Origin of the sequence: Enterococcus montenegrensis, from assembly GCF_029983095.1 — a bacterium.
Taxonomy (GTDB): domain Bacteria; phylum Bacillota; class Bacilli; order Lactobacillales; family Enterococcaceae; genus Enterococcus_C; species Enterococcus_C montenegrensis.
This window is the reverse complement of sequence record NZ_CP120467.1, coordinates 2761878-2781155: the sequence shown is the minus strand read 5'-3', so window position 1 is coordinate 2781155 and position 19278 is coordinate 2761878. Positions and strand designations below refer to the sequence as shown.

Genomic DNA, 19278 nt, shown 5'->3' with positions numbered 1-19278 from the left:
GAGCCAAAACAATGAAGCAAATCATTTTGAACGCCGGAGATGTCCAAGCGGCATTTTTACCCACAGGGGATTTATACGAGTTGTGCAGCAATGAAATTATGATTAATCAATTAGATGGTAACGCCTTAGATGGTAGCGTCAATCAAATTTATTTACGTATTTTTGATGAAAAAATCACAGCGATACCTTTAATTGGTTCAAATACTAACAGTACTTTTTCGCAAAATGAAAATGGCGTAACGTGGCAAGGTAGCGTTGAAGAAATTAGGTACCAAGTGGACTTTACCTTAAGCAAAAAAAATATCTGGTTTTGGACGGTCACATTAAAAGGTGAAGGACAAGTTGTGGATGTCATCTTTGGGCAGGATTTAGGCAACGCCGCCAAAGGTGCTGTGCAATCAAACGAAGCATACATGTCCCAATATGTTGACCACAAAGTAACACAACAAGAAAACGGCTATATTATCACTTCACGTCAAAACCAACCACAAGGTGGAGAATTTCCAGTAGTGGAACATGGTAGCTTAACGAAAAACCGCGGCTTTTTAACCGATGGCTATCAATTCTTTGGAACAAACTATAAAACTACAGCGACACCGCAAGCTTTAGCGATTGATCAATTTGAAAATGAAGTTTATCAATACGAGTTTGCTTATCCCGTATTACAATCTGAAAAAATGACTTTACAAGGTGAAGCAGAAGTAGTTTTTTACGGCGGCTTTAAAAGTAATCATCCTAAAGAAATAACAGAAGCACTTTTTACCAAAGAGCAAGTTGCTGCAGCCTACCAGAAACCAGTAGTTTTACAAAATGAACAAGGAAACACGCGTCAGAAAAAAATCGGTGCGCCTTTAACGGGGAAAAAATTAACTGCCGCTGAAATTGATGCCTTATTCCCAGAAAAAAACCAAGTCGAAGTAGTTGATGGCAGCGTGTTGTCTTTCTTTACACCAAATTATCATCACGTGGTTTTACAAGAAAAAGAAGAACAGATGGAACGGGCAACCGGCCACATTTTACTAAGTGGGACGGACTTAACTGTCGATAAACCGCTTCTAGCAACGACAGCTTATATGTACGGAATTTTCAACTCCCAAGTAGTTTTAGGCAACACTTCCATGAATAAATTAATGAGTAACAGCCGTAACAGCTTAAATGTTTTAAAACATTCTGGCCAACGCCTGTATGTAAAAGAAGGCGAGAACTGGCGTGTTCTAACCATGCCTTCTGCTTTTGAAATGGGCTTAAATTCGGCAACTTGGTATTACCAATTAGACGATGATTTACTGACAATTACGACCTATACGATTGCAAATGGCCGCGAAATTCGTCTGAATTGCCACAGTGCCATTGGCAAAAATTATACCTTTGCTTTAACGAGTCATCTTTTGATGGGAGCACAAGAAACACCAACGTATCAAATGACACAAACGGGCAATCAAATGACGATTAAACCGGCAGCAAGCTCACCTGTAAACAGTGAATACCCTGATTTGACCTATTATATGACCATGGATACAGCATTTAGCGTGACAGATGAAAGTCTCTTTGGAGTAGAATCTTCTGACTTGCAAGTTGTAGTTTTAGAAGATGTTTCAGGTTTTGAAAGTATTATCCAAGGCACATTAACAGGGGCAGATTTTGTTGAAACCAAAACGGATTTGATTGCAGAAGATGCAGCCTATGTAACTTTTGTTGACAGCTTATTACACAATTTCAAATTGGAGCATGAAACGGCAGACGTTAGCAGTATGAATTATTTGAGCCGCTGGTATGTTCACAATATGCTCGTTCACTACTTATCCCCACATGGGTTAGAACAATATGGCGGGGCTGCCTGGGGGACGCGGGATGTTTCCCAAGGTCCAACTGAATTTTTCTTTGCAATTAACCGACCAGAAGTTGTAAAAGATATTATTAAAAAGGTGTATGCCAACCAGTTTGACGATGACGGCAACTGGCCGCAATGGTTCATGTTTGATCGTTATGAAACGCAAAAAGCTGATGAAAGCCATGGGGATGTAATCGTTTGGCCAATGAAAATTATTGCAGATTATTTAGCTAAAACAGCTGATTACAGTATTTTGCAAGAAAAATTGCCTTATACAAAACGAAGTGATTTCCATAAAACGGCTGAAAGCTACACGTTATTTGACCACTTGAAAAAAGAAGTTCAATATATCGAAGATAATTTCTTAGCGGGAACGTATTTATCTTGCTATGGCGATGGCGATTGGGACGATACTTTGCAACCCTATGACAGCCGTTTGAAAAAACATATGGCCTCTAGTTGGACTGTCGCTTTAACATACCAAGTTATGAATAAGTTAAGTCACGTTTTAGCGACAGAAGATGCCGCCTACAGCCAACATTTAGAAAAACTTGTAGCTGGTATTAAAACAGACTTTACAAAATATATTTTAGGCACCGATGTTATTCCTGGCTTTGTTTATATGGAAGAAGATGGCACGCCTGAATTAATGATTCATCCAACTGACAAAAAGACCGGAATTCAATACCGTCTATTGCCAATGACTCGCAGTATGATTGCAGAATTACTAACACCTAAACAAGCACAAGCTCATTTGGCTGTGATCAAAGAAAACTTGCAATTTCCAGATGGCGTACGCTTGATGAATCGTCCTGCTCATTATGCCGGCGGTGTGAGCACTAACTTTAAACGGGCCGAACAAGCCGCTAACTTTGGGCGGGAAATTGGTTTGCAATACGTTCACGCCCACATTCGTTTTACCGAGGCAATGGCAAAATTAGGCAAAACAGAGGAAACTTGGCGGGCATTACAAACCATTAACCCAATTAATTTAAAAGAGCGGGTAAAAAATGCTAAATTACGCCAAGCCAATGTGTATTTCAGTAGTTCTGATGGCGATTTCAAAACAAGATATGAAGCACAGGAAAACTTTGGTAAACTAAGAGATGGAAGCGTTGACGTCAAAGGCGGCTGGCGGATTTATTCTAGCGGCCCGGGAATTTACTTAAATCAACTGTTAACGAATGTTTTAGGTCTAAGAGAAGACAGTAAAACAATCGTCTTAGATCCCGTTTTACCGGCAGAACTTGACGGACTTAAAGTAAATTACGCTCTAGCTGATGCACCAGTAGCAATCACTTTTTATACTGCAGCAGATAAAAAGCGCAAAGTCGTAATCAATGGTAAAGTGGTGGAAACAAAAATAGAAGCGAACCCATATCGTACCGGTGGCTTTGTCATAGACAAAAAAGACTTCAAAGAATATTTGAAAGACGGCAATCAAATTGCTATTTATTGCTAGCCTTGAAGGTATAAGTATTTGAAAAAACGTAGCAGAAGGAAATTCAATTGTGAAACGACAATTGAATTCCTTCTGCGAGTTTTAGAAAAAGCAGTTTTTAAGGCTAAACGTGACACATGTTTGGACTTGTTTTTTAGAAAAGAATAGATCTGCTTAAAATGAAATAGGCTGTCAGTTTCTCACAGCGGTTTTTGCTGATGTGAAATGATATACGAAGAGAAAATAAGACTCATTTTTTTCAAAAAAATGAATACATTAAAATGAAATAGGATGTCAGTTTCTCACAGCGATTTTCGCTGATGTGAAATGATATACGAAGAGAAAATAGGACTCATTTTTTTCAAAAAATGAATACATTAAAATGAAATAGGAGCGTAAGGCACATGGTTGGTATTAAAGATATAGCAAAAGCCGCAGGGGTATCGATTTCAACAGTTTCATATGCTTTAAACGGCAGCACCAAAGTAACAGAACAAACCCGCCAGAAGATCATGGCAATCGCCAATGAGCTGAACTATGTCCCCAACATGGCCGCCCGCACTTTAAAAAGACAACAAACAAACATTATCGGTGTCTACCTAGCCGATTATGCTGGTAGCTTTTATGGTGAATTATTAGACGGGATCAAACGGGGACTAGCGGCTTACGATTATGAAATGATTGTTTGCAGTGGGCAAAAATCACACTTATTTATTCCAGAACGAATGGTGGATGGGGCGATTATCTTGGATTGGACTTTCCAAACCAAAGAAATTGAAATGCTCGCAAATCGTGGTCATCAAATGGTGGTATTGGATCGTGAAATTGCCAACGACAATATTTCCCGCGTGTTATTAGATAACAAAGGTGGTGCAACCTTAGCGATTGAGCGATTAGTTGCGGCACAGACGAAACATGTTTATCTGGTAACCGGTTCAATGGGTTATGATAATGAACAACGCTTGTTAGCCAGCACGAAAGAATTAACGCGTTTCAATATTAGTTATGAAATAATTGAAGGAAATTTCACAGAACCTTCTGGCTACGCCGCCGCTGAGAAAATCGCGGAGAGGCTCGATCAAAAACAAAATGAAACACCAATTGATATTTTTTCCTTCAACGATGAAATGGCCGTTGGGATTTACAAATTTTTCGCAGATCGGCCAGAAAAAATTGGACAAGATATTCGGATTGTCGGCTTTGATAATATTGAAATTAGTTCATTTTTAACACCACGATTGGCGACAATCGCCTATTCTAAACATCGATGGGGCATGGTCGCTGCCGAAAAAATTATTCGCCTGATTCAAGGTGAAAAAGTCGAAGACGAAGCTATCTACACCACCTTTGTCTCTGGTAGTTCACTAAGTTAAAAAAACTCCAGTTACCGCAATTTCCAAGTATGACTTCAATTGTACTTGGAAATTGCGGCTGGAGTTTTTTAATTTAACTGAAAGAAAAAGTTCTTTTTGCCAAGGTGTAAGGTGATTTTTCTTGTGAAAATATTTGAAGAGCCATGGGTAAATTTGAATTCTTATCAAGCAATAAGTTAGAGGCTATCAGAATGTTATAAGTAACGGTGTAAAAGAAGTGTTATAAAGTAAGAATCAATTTTCACATTTCACATACAAAGGAGCTTTTTTTATGACAATTTGTCGGATGAATTTTAAATCACAGGTTTTAGATTTGAGCACCAGTGTCAATGTCTACTTACCAGATAATGAGGTAATGATAGCAGAGGCGCCAATACTTTATTTGCTCCATGGGTGGTCAGATGATTGCAATGCATGGCTTGATAGTACAAATTTAATACGACAAGCGCAAGAATACCCTTTTGTCATTGTGATGCCGCAAGTAGGTTTAAGTTATTATACGGATATGGTTGCAGGAGGCGATTATTTCACCTTTTTGACGAAAGAATTACCACAAAAAATTGCGCAATGGTTTCAAATTATGCCGCAAAAGAAGAAAACTTTTGTTGCTGGGCTTTCCATGGGAGGATACGGTGCTTTTAAATGGGCGCTAACATATCCCGAACAATTTTGCGCTGCAGCTTCCTTGTCAGGTGCACTAGACGTTGTAAATATATGGCGCCAAAAACCAGAGCGTAAAAAGCATCTTGCGGCCATTTTTGGTGATTTGGATTTACTTACAGATAGCCGTAACGATTTATTTGCTTTACTAAAAAATCCGGCGCTAGTAGAAAAATCTTGCGAGACGCATTTTTTTCAAATGTGTGGGACAGAAGATTTTGTTTACGCTGATAATCAACGCTTTTTACAAATAGCCAAAAAGACTTTGCGTAATTTTGAATACCAAGAAAGTCCCGGCGATCACAATTGGGATTATTGGGAGGGAGCGATTGAGCTAGTTTTGAAGCGCTTTGTGGGGATTTATGAGGAAACAGTATAATGTAGCACAAAAAACATCTTATCTCCATATGAGCAATAAGATGTTTTTTGTCTGAATTTGAACAAGTGATGGTATTTCAAAAATTTAAAATAAACTGACTAACCTTAAAAATAAGAGTAGCTATTTTCGAATTATCCAATTTATTGCTGTGAGACATAGTGCCTGCTTCAGCAGAACTGATGTAAATTAGTCTTTAATCTGTTCGTGAAGAGAAACATTTCTCTCACAGCCTCGGTAAAAAATCCAGCCTCCTCTTTATCTCTTCACAAAAGCTAAGTCTTTTGCTAAGAAGAAGGGGGTGTAAAAGACGACACCGCTTGATAGTGGCAAGACGTGGTCAGGTAAAGTGATATTAAGTGTTTGGCGAATGTATTCTTGTCTGGTTTTAATGCGTTGCCAAACTGCTGGGTAATTTGCGGCTAACTCTTGGCGGAGGTTAGCGTCGGCCAAAGCGACGCCGTTTTCGCAGCTGGCGCCAGCAAAGCCTGCGACCGCAGGAATGATGTCAATTTGCAGCAACATTCCTGAAGTGAGTTTAACGGACGAATTTTCCTTCACGGGCGAAGACATCCACTCTTCATCAGCGGTTAAGTGACCAGGATTTAAATGCCAATGATACGTATTTTTGGGCAGGACATCTTCAATTATTTGATACAATTGCCCGCCTGTCATTCCGATTTCAATTTGCTCTAACCACGTTGTCACAGCGTTAAAGTAAGGTTGCGCAATTTTGGACAAATAATTTTCTTGTCCTTTCGGTAATTCTTTTGCAGTGTGAATAACATAGCCGCTGCGACTAGCTAAACCACCTTTAAAGCCAGTCGTTAAAGACATTTTATCTCCTAATTGAATTTTTTTGTCAGTTGGGGAGATAAAGGCGTTCAAAAAGCGCTCGCCACAAGCTGCAATCGGCATAACATTTGGTGTTTGCCCATAGCGCACGAGGTGACTAGCGACCGCCATTTCCGTTTTGCCGAGGTTTACGGCATCAAGGGCGCTTAATACGCAGTCAGAAGCCAGGCTGGAGCCAAATTCATAATAGGCGATTTCGTTGGCGTTATTTGTTGCACGCACGCCATAAGCTGGATGAATAAAGATGTCACTGCGATTTTCAATCTGACTTTTTGGCGCGGCGGCTTCTATTGCTGCAAGGATAAAATGCGGGACATCAAAAAGCTTGCGATTGTCTTCTTGAGCGCTGGTAAACATTTTCCAACCGATAACGCCAATATTTTGCTGTTCATTTGAGATTTTTGCTGCTTGTAAAACAGCTGTCAAAGATTTTTCACCTTTCATTGGCTGGTCGGGCAGTGAAAATTGCGGATAATGCAAAAGCGTCGCAGGTAGGCGGCTGTGTTGATTCATCTTCAAATTTTCATTTCCGGAGATGAAAAAAGCGGTCCCGTCTTGATGTAAAACCAGCAGACTTTCTTCAAAGCGGGTCATAAAACCTGTTAAATAAGAAAAATTACTGCCGTGTTCTAAATCGCAATAAATAATGATGCTGTCGATGTTCTCTTTTTGCATTGCAGCTAACACTTTTTCTTTTCGTAACGCCATTGTTTCATCTGTCAGATGATAAATTTTTGCTTCGTTGTCTTTGATAGGCGGCGTTACTTTTTTTAATTCAATTTTCGCCATGGGGGACCTCTTTTCTTGGTTTACGTCTTTAGAATCAATTCTTTCTTTTATATTACGCAAAAAAGAGTAAGAAACGAAGTCTTTTTCATCATTTCTTACTCTTTTTTTGCTAATATGTAGGTATTTTTGCGAAACGATCATATTTTTTTGTACTTTTACTGTAATTGGTACAGCCAGAGTAAGTTATTTCAATAGTAATCGCAACGCCAATTTACAATTTTCTGCTAAACTAAAAGTAGTTTCAAAATGACGAAAGTGGGATTGTGATGGAAAAGATATTGAAGAAGATTCCGGCTTTATTAGCCAGCAAGCTTTCTATTTTTATTTACCTATTTCTATTTTTTTATTTGGTCATCTTTGCCTTTTTAACCAAATTAATTCCAGCTTTAAATTCGTGGGCGCCGGATAATAATGTCCAATTAGTCTTGGGCAATTACACGAATGTATTGAGTGCACTGGGGGCTTCCATTGCGGCTGGCAATGGCGTGGCGGTACGATCAAAAATGGATAAAATGCAACGCCGGCATGAAGATATGCACCAAGAGCTGTCAGATAAGATTGCCGAACTACATAGCAAACTGGAACATCTGGAAGCATTGCGCTCCGCAGAAAACACAGCAGCAAAAAATGATGGGACGAAAGCTGAACAGATAGTGGACAGTGATAAAATTGAGTAAGTAAAAAAACATGAACCAGCAAAAAGAGGCACAAAGTCCTTCAAAAATTGCTGGTTCATGTTTTTTTTACCGGCGGAAGGATAAATTTTTACCCAACTTCATTAAAAAATAATATTATCCTTAATAATCTCAAGGTCTAAAATTAGAATTTTTCGCCTTTTCATGGTGATGGCGCCCATATCTTTTAGTTGTTGCATCATGCGGTTGACGCTACTGGCAGAAGCGATGCCGCAAAAATGCGCAATTTCTTCGTTGGTAACGACAAAATCGATTAATAAGCCTTCGGGTGTTTTTACGCCAAAGGTATCGTAAAGTTCATAAATTTGCGTGCAGACGGCACCAAATTTGCCATTCATCAACATTTGTTGCATGCGTTTCATGGAATGCAGCAAACGCACGCGGTAATAATCTTTTACAAAAAGCTGTAAATCCAAGTTTTGATTGATGTCTTTCCAAAACTGCACCCGATCGATTTGATACAATTCTGCTTTACAGGATTCCACGCGAATATTAAAGGGTGCATCAATAAATTGGGAATATTCATCTTTTAATAGTGAAACAATTTCCAAGCTGTTGATATAGCGCAAATTAAATTCTCGTCCATCGCGGGAGATGACGCTTGTTTTAATCGTACCGCTTTTTAAAATGTAAACATTTGAGTCTTGCAATCCCTCATAAGTTAAATACTTTTTCTTCTCCTTAACCACTACCGGAAAATCATGAGCTTGTAAATAGTCCTCCAACACTCGATTATCCATTCAAGTAACCGCCCCTTAGCCTTTTTTAAGTAACTTTCATTTTTTTTCAGAAAAAAACAGTTAGCACTATTTAAACTGATAAAAGCTAGAAAAACAATAACAAATGTTAATGTTTTTTGTTTTTGCGAAATCTTTTTAACTTTTTTTATGCACAAAATCGCATTTTTTCGCTGCTTTGTATCGCTATACTAAGGCACACAACGAAAAGAAAGAAGGAAATTTTCATGAAAGAATGGAAAGAAATGATTTTAGAGCGATTGGACGCGGCGTATAAAGCACGATTTGAAAAAGATCAAGCGCTAATTTTTTTAAATGATGCCTATCAAGATGTCTTATTCTGGAAAATGCAAGTAAATGGTAGTGAGAAAACTGACTTTACGGCATTTATGGCGGAATTTATGGAAGTACGGGATTTGTTTATTGGTCTTTTAGTAGATCGTTATCCTTCAAATTACCGGGAAGTAGAAGCAAAATTGGAACATTTGAAAACAGGAAATATTCCTGAAACAGAATTTGTCGCCAATTTAGCGGAATCTTTTGCTTAAGGATAGGCTGCAAAAAATTTTTAAAAATTTTCGTCAGGTTAAATATCATTTAGTTTACGAAATGTTTAAAAAAAGAGACGGAAATCAAAAATTCTAGGAGGAAAAAGATTGGAACACCAAGCAGAAAAATTATTTAATAAAGGCTTTATTAGTATCACCCTCATTAATTTTGTTGTGTATTTAGTGTATTATTTGTTAGTTGTCATTATGGCGGTCATTGCGCAGGATAATCTTCACGCGACATTAGGACAAGCGGGACTTGCAACCGGCATTTATATTTTAGGAACTTTATTAGCCCGCTTAATTATCGGAAAAACATTAGAGCTGTGGGGACGAAAAGCCGTCTTGCGCTACGGGGCGTTATTTTACTTAGTGACCATGATGGCTTACTTGTATATGCCGACAATTGGGATGATGTATTTGATCAGATTTTTAAATGGCTTTGCCTACGGAACAGTTTCAACAGCAACCAATGCGATTGTGACCGCCTATATCCCCAAAGCAAAATACGGTGAGGGCATTAATTACTACGGCTTATCTACAAGTTTAGCTGCCGCAATTGGACCGTTAATCGGGATGGTATTACTAAATACGACGAATTTTTATTTTATTATTATTTTTTCCATTGTTTTGATTTTCATCACGACAATTGCTTGTTTTGCCTTTCCAGTCAAAAATATTGTTTTAACCAAAGAACACCGAGAACAATTGTCAAAATGGACCTTTGATAGTTTTGTAGAAAAGAAAGTTGCCTTTATTTCCTTTATCGGCTTTTTGATGGGGCTAGCTTACTCAAGTGTCTTGGCTTTTCTTTCTTCATACGCCAAAGCAATTGATTTAGTAGGAGCAAGTTCATTGTTCTTTGTTGTTTATGCGCTGGTCATCACTTTTACACGACCAATGTCTGGGCGTATCTTCGATTTACGGGGTGAAAATTATGTGATGTATCCCAGCTATCTCTTCTTAACTGGCGGGCTCTTTTTATTAAGTATCACCAACGCTAGCTGGATGTTGCTTTTAGCCGGTGCCTTAATCGGTTTAGGTTATGGAACCTTTATGTCAAATGGCCAAGCGATTTGTTTGAAAGTCAGCGAAGATCACCGCATTGGGATTGCACTGTCCACTTATTTTATCGGTCTTGATTTAGGTCTTGGCATTGGGCCTTTTGTTTTAGGGGAATTACGCAGTGTTTTATCTTTCCAAGGAATCTATTTAGTAGCCGGCTTTTTACCTGTAATTTGTGCAATTTTATATGGCATTTTTTATCGGGTAAAAACGAGTGAAAAGAAAGAAAATCTTGTCGTAGAAGAAGATTAAACCTTACAGGAGGCAAAAAAATGAATACAGAACAAATCACAACCTTATTGCAGCAAGTGTTGGTGAAATTAGAAGAAACCGACCAGTGCTTAGAAGAAATCAAAGCCCAAGAAGCTGCCCAAGTACAAAATACTAAAAAATACCTTTGTGCCATTCAAGAAGTGATCCAAAACAATAATGTTATGTAGTAAAAAGCTGTCAGGTGACAGTTTGAAAACTGCTAACTAAGCTGACTAGAAAATTCTATGTATGACAAAACAGTTAAGATTGTTTTATTAAAAAATCAAAAAATTAGGCAAATAAAAATACCGCGGAAACCAGTAGCTGTTTTCTGCGGTATTTTTTTAATTTGTAAATTATGAGATATCTAAGAGTATAACAAGGAAAATAATAATACAAGTAGTTGTCATATACAGCATGTTTTCAAATTTTCGTGTCTTTGTTTGAAATAATAAACCAGGCTCAGTCGAAAAGAAGTTGCTACGGTATTTCATTGGAATAAAATTTCCAATTAATATCCCTACCAACAAGAGATAAAAAGGCCAGTTTTGTGTCATTCCCCTAGCTAAAAAGGCCCATACAAGAGAAATTCCATAAATGATAGACTGAATGAGTGTCACAATGAAAAAAATTTTTTTATCCTTATGCAAGGACTATTCCTCCTGCTACATTATATTTGTTTCATTTTACCATTCCCTTGGCCTTACTGTCCCTAAACAAAATAAAAATAACTGATATGATTAATTAAAATAACGAATTTTTAATTTGGGAACACAATTAAATGTGATAAGATTAATCCAATCAACAAAAAAGGGTTTCAAAAATGGTGAAAGCAAAAGCCGTACTAGCAACTTCAATGACGATAGCAGTAGGCCTTTTAGCTGCCTGTAAAACTGATGTGCAAGTGCCAGCAAGGTAAAAAAGTAGTAGAGAATACATATTCATAAGCTTAGTTAAAAGAGAACACAATTAACGGATCAATAACGAAAATTGAAGATACGAAAGACAGTGCAGGAAATCCGGCAGTACTGATTACGTCTGAAGTAATCAAAAAAGCTGTTCACTTACAGCCCGGGCAAATGCTGTAAAATTTACTCCGTAGTAAAACCAATAATAGAAAAATGTAAAGGAAACCTTCATGAAAAAAGTAATTGTTGCAATTTTAGGAATAGCCATAACGCTAGGAGGAATTTTATTGATTAACTCCGAAATGAAAGACCATTCAGTGCAGACAAAAAATGATAGTTCTTCAACAAAAGTCGACAATGATTCAGTCAAGTTCAAAATTGTGGATGGAAATAAAGAAGATTTGGGAAGAAACATAAGTCTGGATAATTTAGATTCAGGAGAAATTCTTTTTATTTTTGATTATCTGCCGATGTCTTATTATTCGGGTATCTTTTTAGATGGCAAACAAGTGCAACAAGCAACGCGCGCTACCAAACGGGAGTGGGGCTTTTATTTGACCGAAGATGCGCATAGTGATTTCTTGAAAATAGGAAATCATGAAATTGATATAAAAATATTTAAAACCAAAGAGGATATTCAGGAAGATAATGTTTTTGAAGACGTACATTTTGAATATTCAATCCAAAAATGATGACACGAAGAAAATCCAAGAAAAAAAAGTAAAGTCAGTTTGTAGTGTGTACCGCCACACAGAAGTTAGAGCAAAATTCTAACTTCTGGGATTGGTACAGTTGCTGAAACTGACTTTACTTTTTTATTGTTAAAAATTGGCACATTTTGGATAGCATTACTATTTATTTTTGAAATATTTTAAAATGCTGTCTTGGAAAATTCCGGCGATAACAAAAATCAGCCAAGAATAACCCCAACCGCCAAAAATAAAGGACCAGATAAGGTAGATTACAACGACAGCCGGCCAATAAACCGTAGAAAACATGCCCACAAGGGGTGCGTTTTTGCCATAAATATGCTGACGGGCATTTGGACCAGGCTCATCTTCATCTGAGATAAAAATAGGACCATTATCAAATCGTTTGTAATAAGCTTGCACAATACTGCCGTAAATAATTAAAAAGGCACCCAGACCGGCGATAATTAAAAACAGCGTAATACCTAAATGCTCACTGTATTGGAAAATAAAAATAGGCATAAAAGAAACGATACACATAAAAATACCCGCAACCAGTGAAAAACTAAAACTACGGTGATATTGCTGGGCGTACATTTTACCTGTTTGGCGCACATCTTCTTTAATTGGACGATCATCCAATACTTTGTGGGCACCAGAAAATTTCATTCCTGCGGTAATAAACATGGTCACGGCGACCGCTACGAGTAAAAAGAAGCCCGCCAAGCCAAGAGCATCAGAACCCCCCCCACCTTGAAAAACAAGGAAAGCAATGGCAACAACGCAAAGTAGGACGCCGCTGGCAATGAAAAGCGCAAATTGACGGATCATACTCCAGTAATCTTCTGCTTCACTTAAGGTAATAGGATTGGCTAAATTGTAGCTGTAATCTTCATCTGCAGCATCTTTTTGATTTGGATCTTCTTCTGCAAACTCTTCGTGGTTGGCTCGCCAAGCAGCTTTGGAAAAGTCTTCTTCGTCGAAATTAAAGTCATCATCCAAACTATTTTGTGTTTTTTCATTGGCTTTTTGGATCGTTTTGCTTGCTGGTGGGGCTTGGGGTATTTCCCGCTTTAAGTCTAACTCTTCTAGTAATTCATCGATTGAACCAAATTCGGTAATAACAGCGCCGATTGCTTCATGTTCATTTTTTCCCTCAGCAATTAATTCGTTGTAATGGTCTTCCATCAAGGCCAGTAAATCTTCTTTTGCTTTTTTTGTTTCCGGCGTGATGGGGACATTTAAAAACAAACTATCTAAATACTCTGCGATAATTTTCATTTTTATTCCTCCTAGTTTGATCGCTGTTAGATTTTGTTATCAGACTAACAACGCAGTCCATATTTCAAATTAAAGCTGTCTTTTTTAAGTATTTTTAAGTGTGAAGTTAAAAGACCTTTTTATTTTCCAGCTAAAATTGAAGTAGCGTAATGACGATTTATTTTTGTACGGGTTTAAAAATATGTGCAGCAATTATTTAGGAGCCAATTAAAAAACGATCTACGACTTTTTTTGTCTGCTCCCATTCGGCGATCTTTTCTGTCAAAGCACTTTTACCGGCAGCGGTGATGGCATAGTAGGTACGTTTTTTCCCGTGGGTCACCTCACCGGGATAAGAAGTAATAAAGCCAAGTTTCCCCAAACGCGTAAATGCGGAGTAAAGCGTGGTTTCTTTGATGACATAGATTTCGTCGGTGCGTTCTCTAATTTCTTTTGAAATCGCATAACCGTAAGAATCACCTTCTGCCAAAATGGTTAAAATAATCGCATCGTTGTAACCGCGAATCCCATCGCTTGAAATCATAGTGTCACCGCCTTTTATAATTACTTCATCTGTCGTAATAATAATAGCATGTTTACTACGACAGATGAAGTAAAAAAACTTAATTTCACAAAAATCAGTCGCAAGTCTGATTTTCTTTTGACAAGGGGCTGCTTTTTTTCGTTGTTAAAGTGAAAGGCAAAATTTTTTGCTGTGTTTGGCAGCTGGAGCCTAGATGAATAGGAGCGGGATATTCATTTAACTCAGTTGCTATTCACGGATAAAGGTTGTGACACAAGGAGCGTTTTTATAAATAAGTCGAAATTTCACAAAAATTTGAGGAACGATGTTCACAAAATTTTAGCTTTTTTTGAAGCTGAACACTTTTATCCCAAGTTCAAAAAGCTGATTGCAAGTCCAACTGTAGGTCGCAAATAATATTCAAAAAAGAAAGGAGCAATGCGATGTATTGCCCATTTTCAGCTAAACAAGTCTTTGGCTTAACAGCAAAAACTCTAACCAAACGCATCAAAACCTACTATCAAGGGGAAGAATTTGATGAAAGGATTTACTTACAGTTGTTGAAATGTTTTCAAATACGGGAATACCTTGCACAAACGCCCGAATTTCCCGCTGCTTGTTTTGCCCGCGAACTTGCAGAAATTTATACAAAAGAAGAATGGAGTCTTTGGCAGCTGAAATTTTTCTATGACTTAAAGCGATTTTTTGCTGCTAAAAATTGGGTATTATTTTCTAAACGTTACATTACAAAAATTCGTCAGCTGGGCTATGCTCTTGTCAGCTGTCTTAAAATAAATCAAAAAACTCGTGTGCAAGTGGAGCAAAATAAAAGTGCTGAAATTTTGACTACGTTGTTTAATGTTCGTGTTTTGGCTCGTTTGAAGAATAAATTAAAATCATTATTCGAGAATAAGTTGAATAATTCCAGTTAACCTGATACAATAGTTCAGGATTGAATAAAAGAAAATGAGGTGTTCGTATGTCATCAGTAGTAGTTGTGGGGACACAATGGGGCGACGAAGGAAAAGGAAAGATCACTGACTTTTTAAGTGAAAATGCAGAAGTTATCGCACGTTACCAAGGCGGCGATAATGCGGGACACACGATCAAATTTGATGGTGTGACATATAAATTACATTTAATTCCCTCAGGTATTTTTTACCGGGAAAAAATCAGCGTGATCGGTAACGGCGTCGTAGTGAACCCGAAATCATTGGTGCAAGAACTGGCTTATTTAAAAGAACACGGTGTTGCTACTGATAATTTACGTATTTCAGATCGCGCCCATGTTATTTTGCCTTACCATATTAAATTAGATCAATTGCAAGAAGATGCAAAAGGGGATAACAAAATCGGCACGACCATTAAAGGAATCGGCCCAGCTTACATGGATAAAGCAGCGCGGGTTGGGATTCGAATTGCTGATTTACTTGATAAAGAAATCTTTGAAGAGCGTTTACGTATCAATTTAGAAGATAAAAATCGTCAATTTACCAAAATGTTTGACAGTGACGCAATGAACTTTGATGATATTTTTGAAGAATATTACGCCTATGGTCAAGAAATTAAAAAATATGTGACAGATACTTCAGTTATTTTAAACGATGCTCTAGATGCAGGAAAACGCGTTTTATTTGAAGGGGCACAAGGGGTTATGTTGGATATCGATCAAGGCACATACCCATTTGTAACTTCATCAAATCCAGTTGCCGGCGGTGTGACAATTGGTTCTGGCGTTGGTCCTTCAAAAATTAATAAAGTTGTCGGTGTCTGCAAAGCCTACACTTCTCGTGTGGGAGACGGCCCGTTTCCAACTGAATTATTTGATGAAACTGGTGAACAAATTCGCGAAGTTGGTCGTGAATATGGTACAACAACAGGACGTCCGAGACGGGTTGGCTGGTTTGACTCTGTCGTGATGCGCCACAGCAAACGGGTTTCAGGGATTACCAATCTATCACTAAACTCCATTGATGTTTTAAGTGGTCTTGAAACGGTTAAAATTTGTACGGCCTACGAATTAGACGGCGAATTAATTTACCACTATCCAGCCAGCTTAAAAGAATTAAATCGTTGTAAACCTGTTTATGAAGAATTACCAGGTTGGTCAGAAGATATTACAGCCTGCAAAGATTTAAGCGAATTACCAGAAAATGCCCGCAATTATGTGCGCCGTATTTCTGAATTAGTCGGCGTCCGCATCTCAACATTCTCTGTCGGACCAGACCGTAACCAAACCAATATTTTAGAAAGTGTTTGGGCACAAATTTAAGGTAGAAAGTAAAAGCTCTGTTTCACTTTATGTGAGACAGAGCTTTTTTTCTTAGACGAAAAATTTATTTTTTTCCCCGATAGCTAAGGTAGTAAAATCCTGAAACAAACAGCGCGCCGCCCAAAATGTTACCTAAATAGACCGGCAAAAAGTTCAGGATAAAATCTTTCCAAGTTGCACCGCCTTCAAAAATAGCAGCTGGAATAATAAAACAATTTGCCACGCTATGTTGAAAACCGATGGCAACAAAGATCATAACGGGAAACCAGATTGCAACTATTTTTCCTGCTGCGTCTTTTGCCCCATAGCATAACCACAGTGCTATGCCTACAAACCAGTTGCAACCAATACCAGAAACTAATGATTGCATAAAAGTAGCATGAATCTTGTGTTGTGCAATCGTTCGTACATGTTCTTGGTAAATACCGCTGCTGGTTAACCCAATAAAATGTCCAAAAAAGTAAGCAACAAAAAGTCCACCGATAATGTTCCAAAAAGTAATGACAAGCCAGTTGGATAAAAGATTTTGGAGTGAAATTTTTTTATCGTAAAAAGCAATGGATACAGCCATCATATTACCAGTAATTAGTTCTCCTCCAGCGAGTAAAATGACAATTAAACCAATCGGAAAAACAGATGCGCCTAAAAGGGTTCCCAGTCCAGTAAACTCTGTGGGAATAGGGGCTGATATTCTAATATAGGCAAGATAGCCTAAAGAAATCATTGCTCCACCAATAAAGCCTAAAATGCACTTTGCCTGTACAGTTTTATGGATTTTTTTTATCCCATTTTGAATAGCAATTTCCATGATTTCCTCTGGTGCATACATGAATTTACATCCTTTCAATCTGTGCTTTAAAAAAAGATGTTGGTGACCTCACCAACATCTCCTAAAGCAAAAGTCTTACATTTTATTATTTAAAAAGCGTATTGATTGCGGTGTCAATCATACTTTGATTAGCTAGGTAAGGAATTGTGATATGATCAGTACCTTTATTCATTTTGTTATATTCAATCGATGTTTCAATGGCGTGATCATTTCGTGCCCAACTACGACGTGCTACACCGCCCATTGTATCCCAAGCGATAGCAGATTTAATAATATCATCTACTAATTTTGAACCGTCTAATACAAGGCCAAACCCACCGTTGATTGATTTTCCGATGCCAACACCACCGCCGTTATGAAGCGCAATTAATGACATTCCACGAGCAGCGTTGCCTGCATAACACTGTGTTGCCATATCGGCACAAACATTGCTGCCATCTTTTATATTGGATGTTTCTCGGAATGGTGAATCTGTTCCGGAAACGTCGTGGTGATCACGCCCAAGCATAACTGGGCCAATTTTTCCTTCTCGAACCAATTCATTGAATTTTAGTGCGATATTTACTCTACCCATGCAATCTTGATATAAAATGCGTGCTTGCGTGCCAACAACAAGTTGATTTTTTTCCGCATCACGAATCCAGTTGTAGTTATCGCGATCTTGATAGCGACGATTAGGATCAATAACTTCCATCGCGGCATGATCGGTTGCCACTAAGTCTTCATGGTTGCCACTCAAGCAAACCCAACGGAAGGGGCCATAGCCATAATCAAACAACATCGGGCCCATGATATCTTCTACATAAGAAGGCCAAATAAAACCGTCTTTATCATCCACGCCGTTTTTAGAAATCTCTTTAATACCGGAATCATAAATAGCCTTCATAAATGAATTGCCATAGTCAAAGAAATAAGTTCCTTTGGCAACAAGTGATTCAATGACATGATAGTGTCGTTTTAGCGTTTCATCTACGAGTTGATGGAATTTCGAGCTGTCTTTTGCGAGTAGTTCTGTTCTTTCTTCAAATGTAATTCCGGCGGGACAATAACCGCCATTATAGACATTATGGCAAGAAGTTTGGTCAGATAATAAATCAACATGGATATCATGTTGCGCAATATATTCTAACAAGTCCACGATATTTCCATGATAAGCAATTGATGTTTTTTCTTTTCTGGCAAGATACTCTGACGCAATTTTTACAGCTTCTGCCGGCGTAGTAGCAAGATTAGAAATCCAACCCTGTTCTAAACGAGTATCAATACGTGAACGGTCAACTTCTGCAATGATTGCCACCGCATTGGCAATTTCTCCGGCCTTCCCTTGTGCACCGGACATGCCCCCAAGACCAGAAGAAATAAATAATTTTCCTGCTAGATCACCATCGTCGGCAATTCCCAATTTTAAGCGTCCAGCATTTAAAAGTGTATTAAAAGTGCCGTGTACAATCCCTTGTGGTCCAATATACATCCAGCCGCCTGCTGTCATTTGTCCATAGTTGGTTACACCCATTTCTTCGGCGATTTCCCAATCGTCGATATTATCATATTCTCCTACCAACAAACCATTTGTGATAATTACGCGAGGCGCATCCTTTTTAGATTTGAAAAGACCTAGTGGGTGGCCAGATTCCACTACTAAAGTTTGTTCGTCTGTCATAATTTCAAGGTATTTTTTTATTAGATTATATTGCATCCAGTTGGAACAAACTTGTCCAGTTTCGCCATATGTGACTAATTCATAAGGATAAAGAGCAACTGAAAAGTCCAAATTGTTATCAATCATAACTTGCATTGCTTTTGCAGCCGTGCAATTTCCTTGGTATTCATCAATAGGCTTTCCGTAAATCCGTTCTTTGGGGTACCAACGATAACCATAAATCCGTCCCCGTGTTTTTAATTCTTCCAGAAATTCAGGAATCACAACTTCATGGTATTTTGGATGGACATAACGCAGGGCATTTTTCAATGCAAGCTCAGTTTGTTCCTTCGTTAAGCGAAACCCGCGGTCGGGTGCTCGCCGAATTCCCTCTTGAAAAATAGTTTTCTCTGGTAAAAAGTCATCTAATTTTACCGTCATCGCTTGTTCGATGTCTTTTAAGTCAATCATTGGTATTTCCTCCTTCATGTTTCTAATTGTTTGTGAATGAATGAAATGATTTCAAAGCTTTTACG

General features: G+C 38.1%; 17 protein-coding genes. 10 read left to right on the top strand and 7 right to left on the bottom strand.

What is annotated here, in order from left to right; genetic code table 11:
* Window positions 1-11 precede the first annotated feature (11 nt).
* The 3 genes from P3T75_RS13295 (at window position 12) to P3T75_RS13285 (ending at window position 5684) form a co-directional block, all read left to right on the top strand.
* A complete protein-coding gene (locus tag P3T75_RS13295) occupies window positions 12-3293 on the top strand; it encodes a GH36-type glycosyl hydrolase domain-containing protein (protein ID WP_282461856.1) in 3282 nt (1093 codons plus the stop codon).
* A 383-nt stretch (window positions 3294-3676) separates the two neighbouring features.
* Window positions 3677-4645 carry a LacI family DNA-binding transcriptional regulator gene (locus P3T75_RS13290; RefSeq protein WP_282461855.1) on the top strand — a complete coding sequence of 323 codons (969 nt, stop codon included), beginning with the start codon at window positions 3677-3679 and terminating at the stop codon, window positions 4643-4645.
* Between the two features lie 286 nt (window positions 4646-4931).
* On the top strand, window positions 4932-5684 hold the full coding sequence (locus P3T75_RS13285; RefSeq protein WP_282461854.1) for an alpha/beta hydrolase: 753 nt from the start codon (window positions 4932-4934) through the stop codon (window positions 5682-5684).
* A gap of 255 nt (window positions 5685-5939) precedes the next feature.
* On the opposite strand, the gene P3T75_RS13280 is transcribed toward P3T75_RS13285, so the two are convergent.
* The gene (locus P3T75_RS13280; protein WP_282461853.1) at window positions 5940-7325 is read right to left on the bottom strand and encodes a M24 family metallopeptidase; all 1386 of its coding nucleotides are present in this window, start codon (window positions 7323-7325) and stop codon (window positions 5940-5942) included.
* 266 nt (window positions 7326-7591) lie between these two features.
* Between P3T75_RS13280 and P3T75_RS13275 the strand changes: the two genes are divergently transcribed.
* A complete protein-coding gene (locus tag P3T75_RS13275) occupies window positions 7592-8002 on the top strand; it encodes a hypothetical protein (protein WP_282461852.1) in 411 nt (136 codons plus the stop codon).
* A 101-nt stretch (window positions 8003-8103) separates the two neighbouring features.
* Here P3T75_RS13275 and P3T75_RS13270 read toward each other — a convergent pair whose 3' ends face one another.
* Entirely contained in the window at window positions 8104-8760 is a 657-nt protein-coding gene (locus P3T75_RS13270; RefSeq protein ID WP_282461851.1) for a Crp/Fnr family transcriptional regulator, read from the bottom strand.
* 224 nt (window positions 8761-8984) lie between these two features.
* On the opposite strand from P3T75_RS13270, the gene P3T75_RS13265 reads away from it, so the two are divergent.
* From P3T75_RS13265 to P3T75_RS13255, 3 genes are all read left to right on the top strand, one after another.
* Window positions 8985-9305 (top strand): hypothetical protein, encoded by a 321-nt coding sequence (locus tag P3T75_RS13265; RefSeq protein ID WP_206902997.1) that lies wholly within the window; start codon window positions 8985-8987, stop codon window positions 9303-9305.
* A 108-nt stretch (window positions 9306-9413) separates the two neighbouring features.
* Window positions 9414-10622 (top strand): MFS transporter, encoded by a 1209-nt coding sequence (locus P3T75_RS13260; RefSeq protein ID WP_282461850.1) that lies wholly within the window; start codon window positions 9414-9416, stop codon window positions 10620-10622.
* A 20-nt stretch (window positions 10623-10642) separates the two neighbouring features.
* Window positions 10643-10810 carry a hypothetical protein gene (locus P3T75_RS13255; protein ID WP_206902999.1) on the top strand — a complete coding sequence of 56 codons (168 nt, stop codon included), beginning with the start codon at window positions 10643-10645 and terminating at the stop codon, window positions 10808-10810.
* A 168-nt stretch (window positions 10811-10978) separates the two neighbouring features.
* On the opposite strand, the gene P3T75_RS13250 is transcribed toward P3T75_RS13255, so the two are convergent.
* Window positions 10979-11272, bottom strand: coding sequence for a hypothetical protein (locus P3T75_RS13250; protein ID WP_282461849.1), 294 nt, complete (start codon window positions 11270-11272; stop codon window positions 10979-10981).
* Between the two features lie 488 nt (window positions 11273-11760).
* On the opposite strand from P3T75_RS13250, the gene P3T75_RS13245 reads away from it, so the two are divergent.
* Complete coding sequence (locus P3T75_RS13245; RefSeq protein ID WP_282461848.1) at window positions 11761-12222, top strand: hypothetical protein; 462 nt, start codon at window positions 11761-11763, stop codon at window positions 12220-12222.
* Window positions 12223-12381: 159 nt separating this feature from the next.
* On the opposite strand, the gene P3T75_RS13240 is transcribed toward P3T75_RS13245, so the two are convergent.
* Both P3T75_RS13240 and P3T75_RS13235 read right to left on the bottom strand, forming a co-directional pair.
* The gene (locus tag P3T75_RS13240; protein WP_282461847.1) at window positions 12382-13500 is read right to left on the bottom strand and encodes a permease prefix domain 1-containing protein; all 1119 of its coding nucleotides are present in this window, start codon (window positions 13498-13500) and stop codon (window positions 12382-12384) included.
* Window positions 13501-13696: 196 nt separating this feature from the next.
* Window positions 13697-14023, bottom strand: coding sequence for a PadR family transcriptional regulator (locus P3T75_RS13235; RefSeq protein ID WP_206903003.1), 327 nt, complete (start codon window positions 14021-14023; stop codon window positions 13697-13699).
* A gap of 422 nt (window positions 14024-14445) precedes the next feature.
* Here P3T75_RS13235 and P3T75_RS13230 point away from each other — a divergent pair, with 422 nt between their 5' ends.
* Both P3T75_RS13230 and P3T75_RS13225 read left to right on the top strand, forming a co-directional pair.
* Window positions 14446-14934 (top strand): hypothetical protein, encoded by a 489-nt coding sequence (locus tag P3T75_RS13230; RefSeq protein WP_282461846.1) that lies wholly within the window; start codon window positions 14446-14448, stop codon window positions 14932-14934.
* 47 nt (window positions 14935-14981) lie between these two features.
* Window positions 14982-16274 (top strand): adenylosuccinate synthase, encoded by a 1293-nt coding sequence (locus P3T75_RS13225; RefSeq protein ID WP_282461845.1) that lies wholly within the window; start codon window positions 14982-14984, stop codon window positions 16272-16274.
* 64 nt (window positions 16275-16338) lie between these two features.
* Here the strand turns inward: P3T75_RS13225 and P3T75_RS13220 are convergent, their stop codons facing one another.
* A complete protein-coding gene (locus tag P3T75_RS13220) occupies window positions 16339-17103 on the bottom strand; it encodes a formate/nitrite transporter family protein (protein WP_206903005.1) in 765 nt (254 codons plus the stop codon).
* A gap of 85 nt (window positions 17104-17188) precedes the next feature.
* Window positions 17189-19213 carry a urocanate hydratase gene (locus P3T75_RS13215; protein ID WP_230709721.1) on the bottom strand — a complete coding sequence of 675 codons (2025 nt, stop codon included), beginning with the start codon at window positions 19211-19213 and terminating at the stop codon, window positions 17189-17191.
* Window positions 19214-19278: the final 65 nt, after the last annotated feature.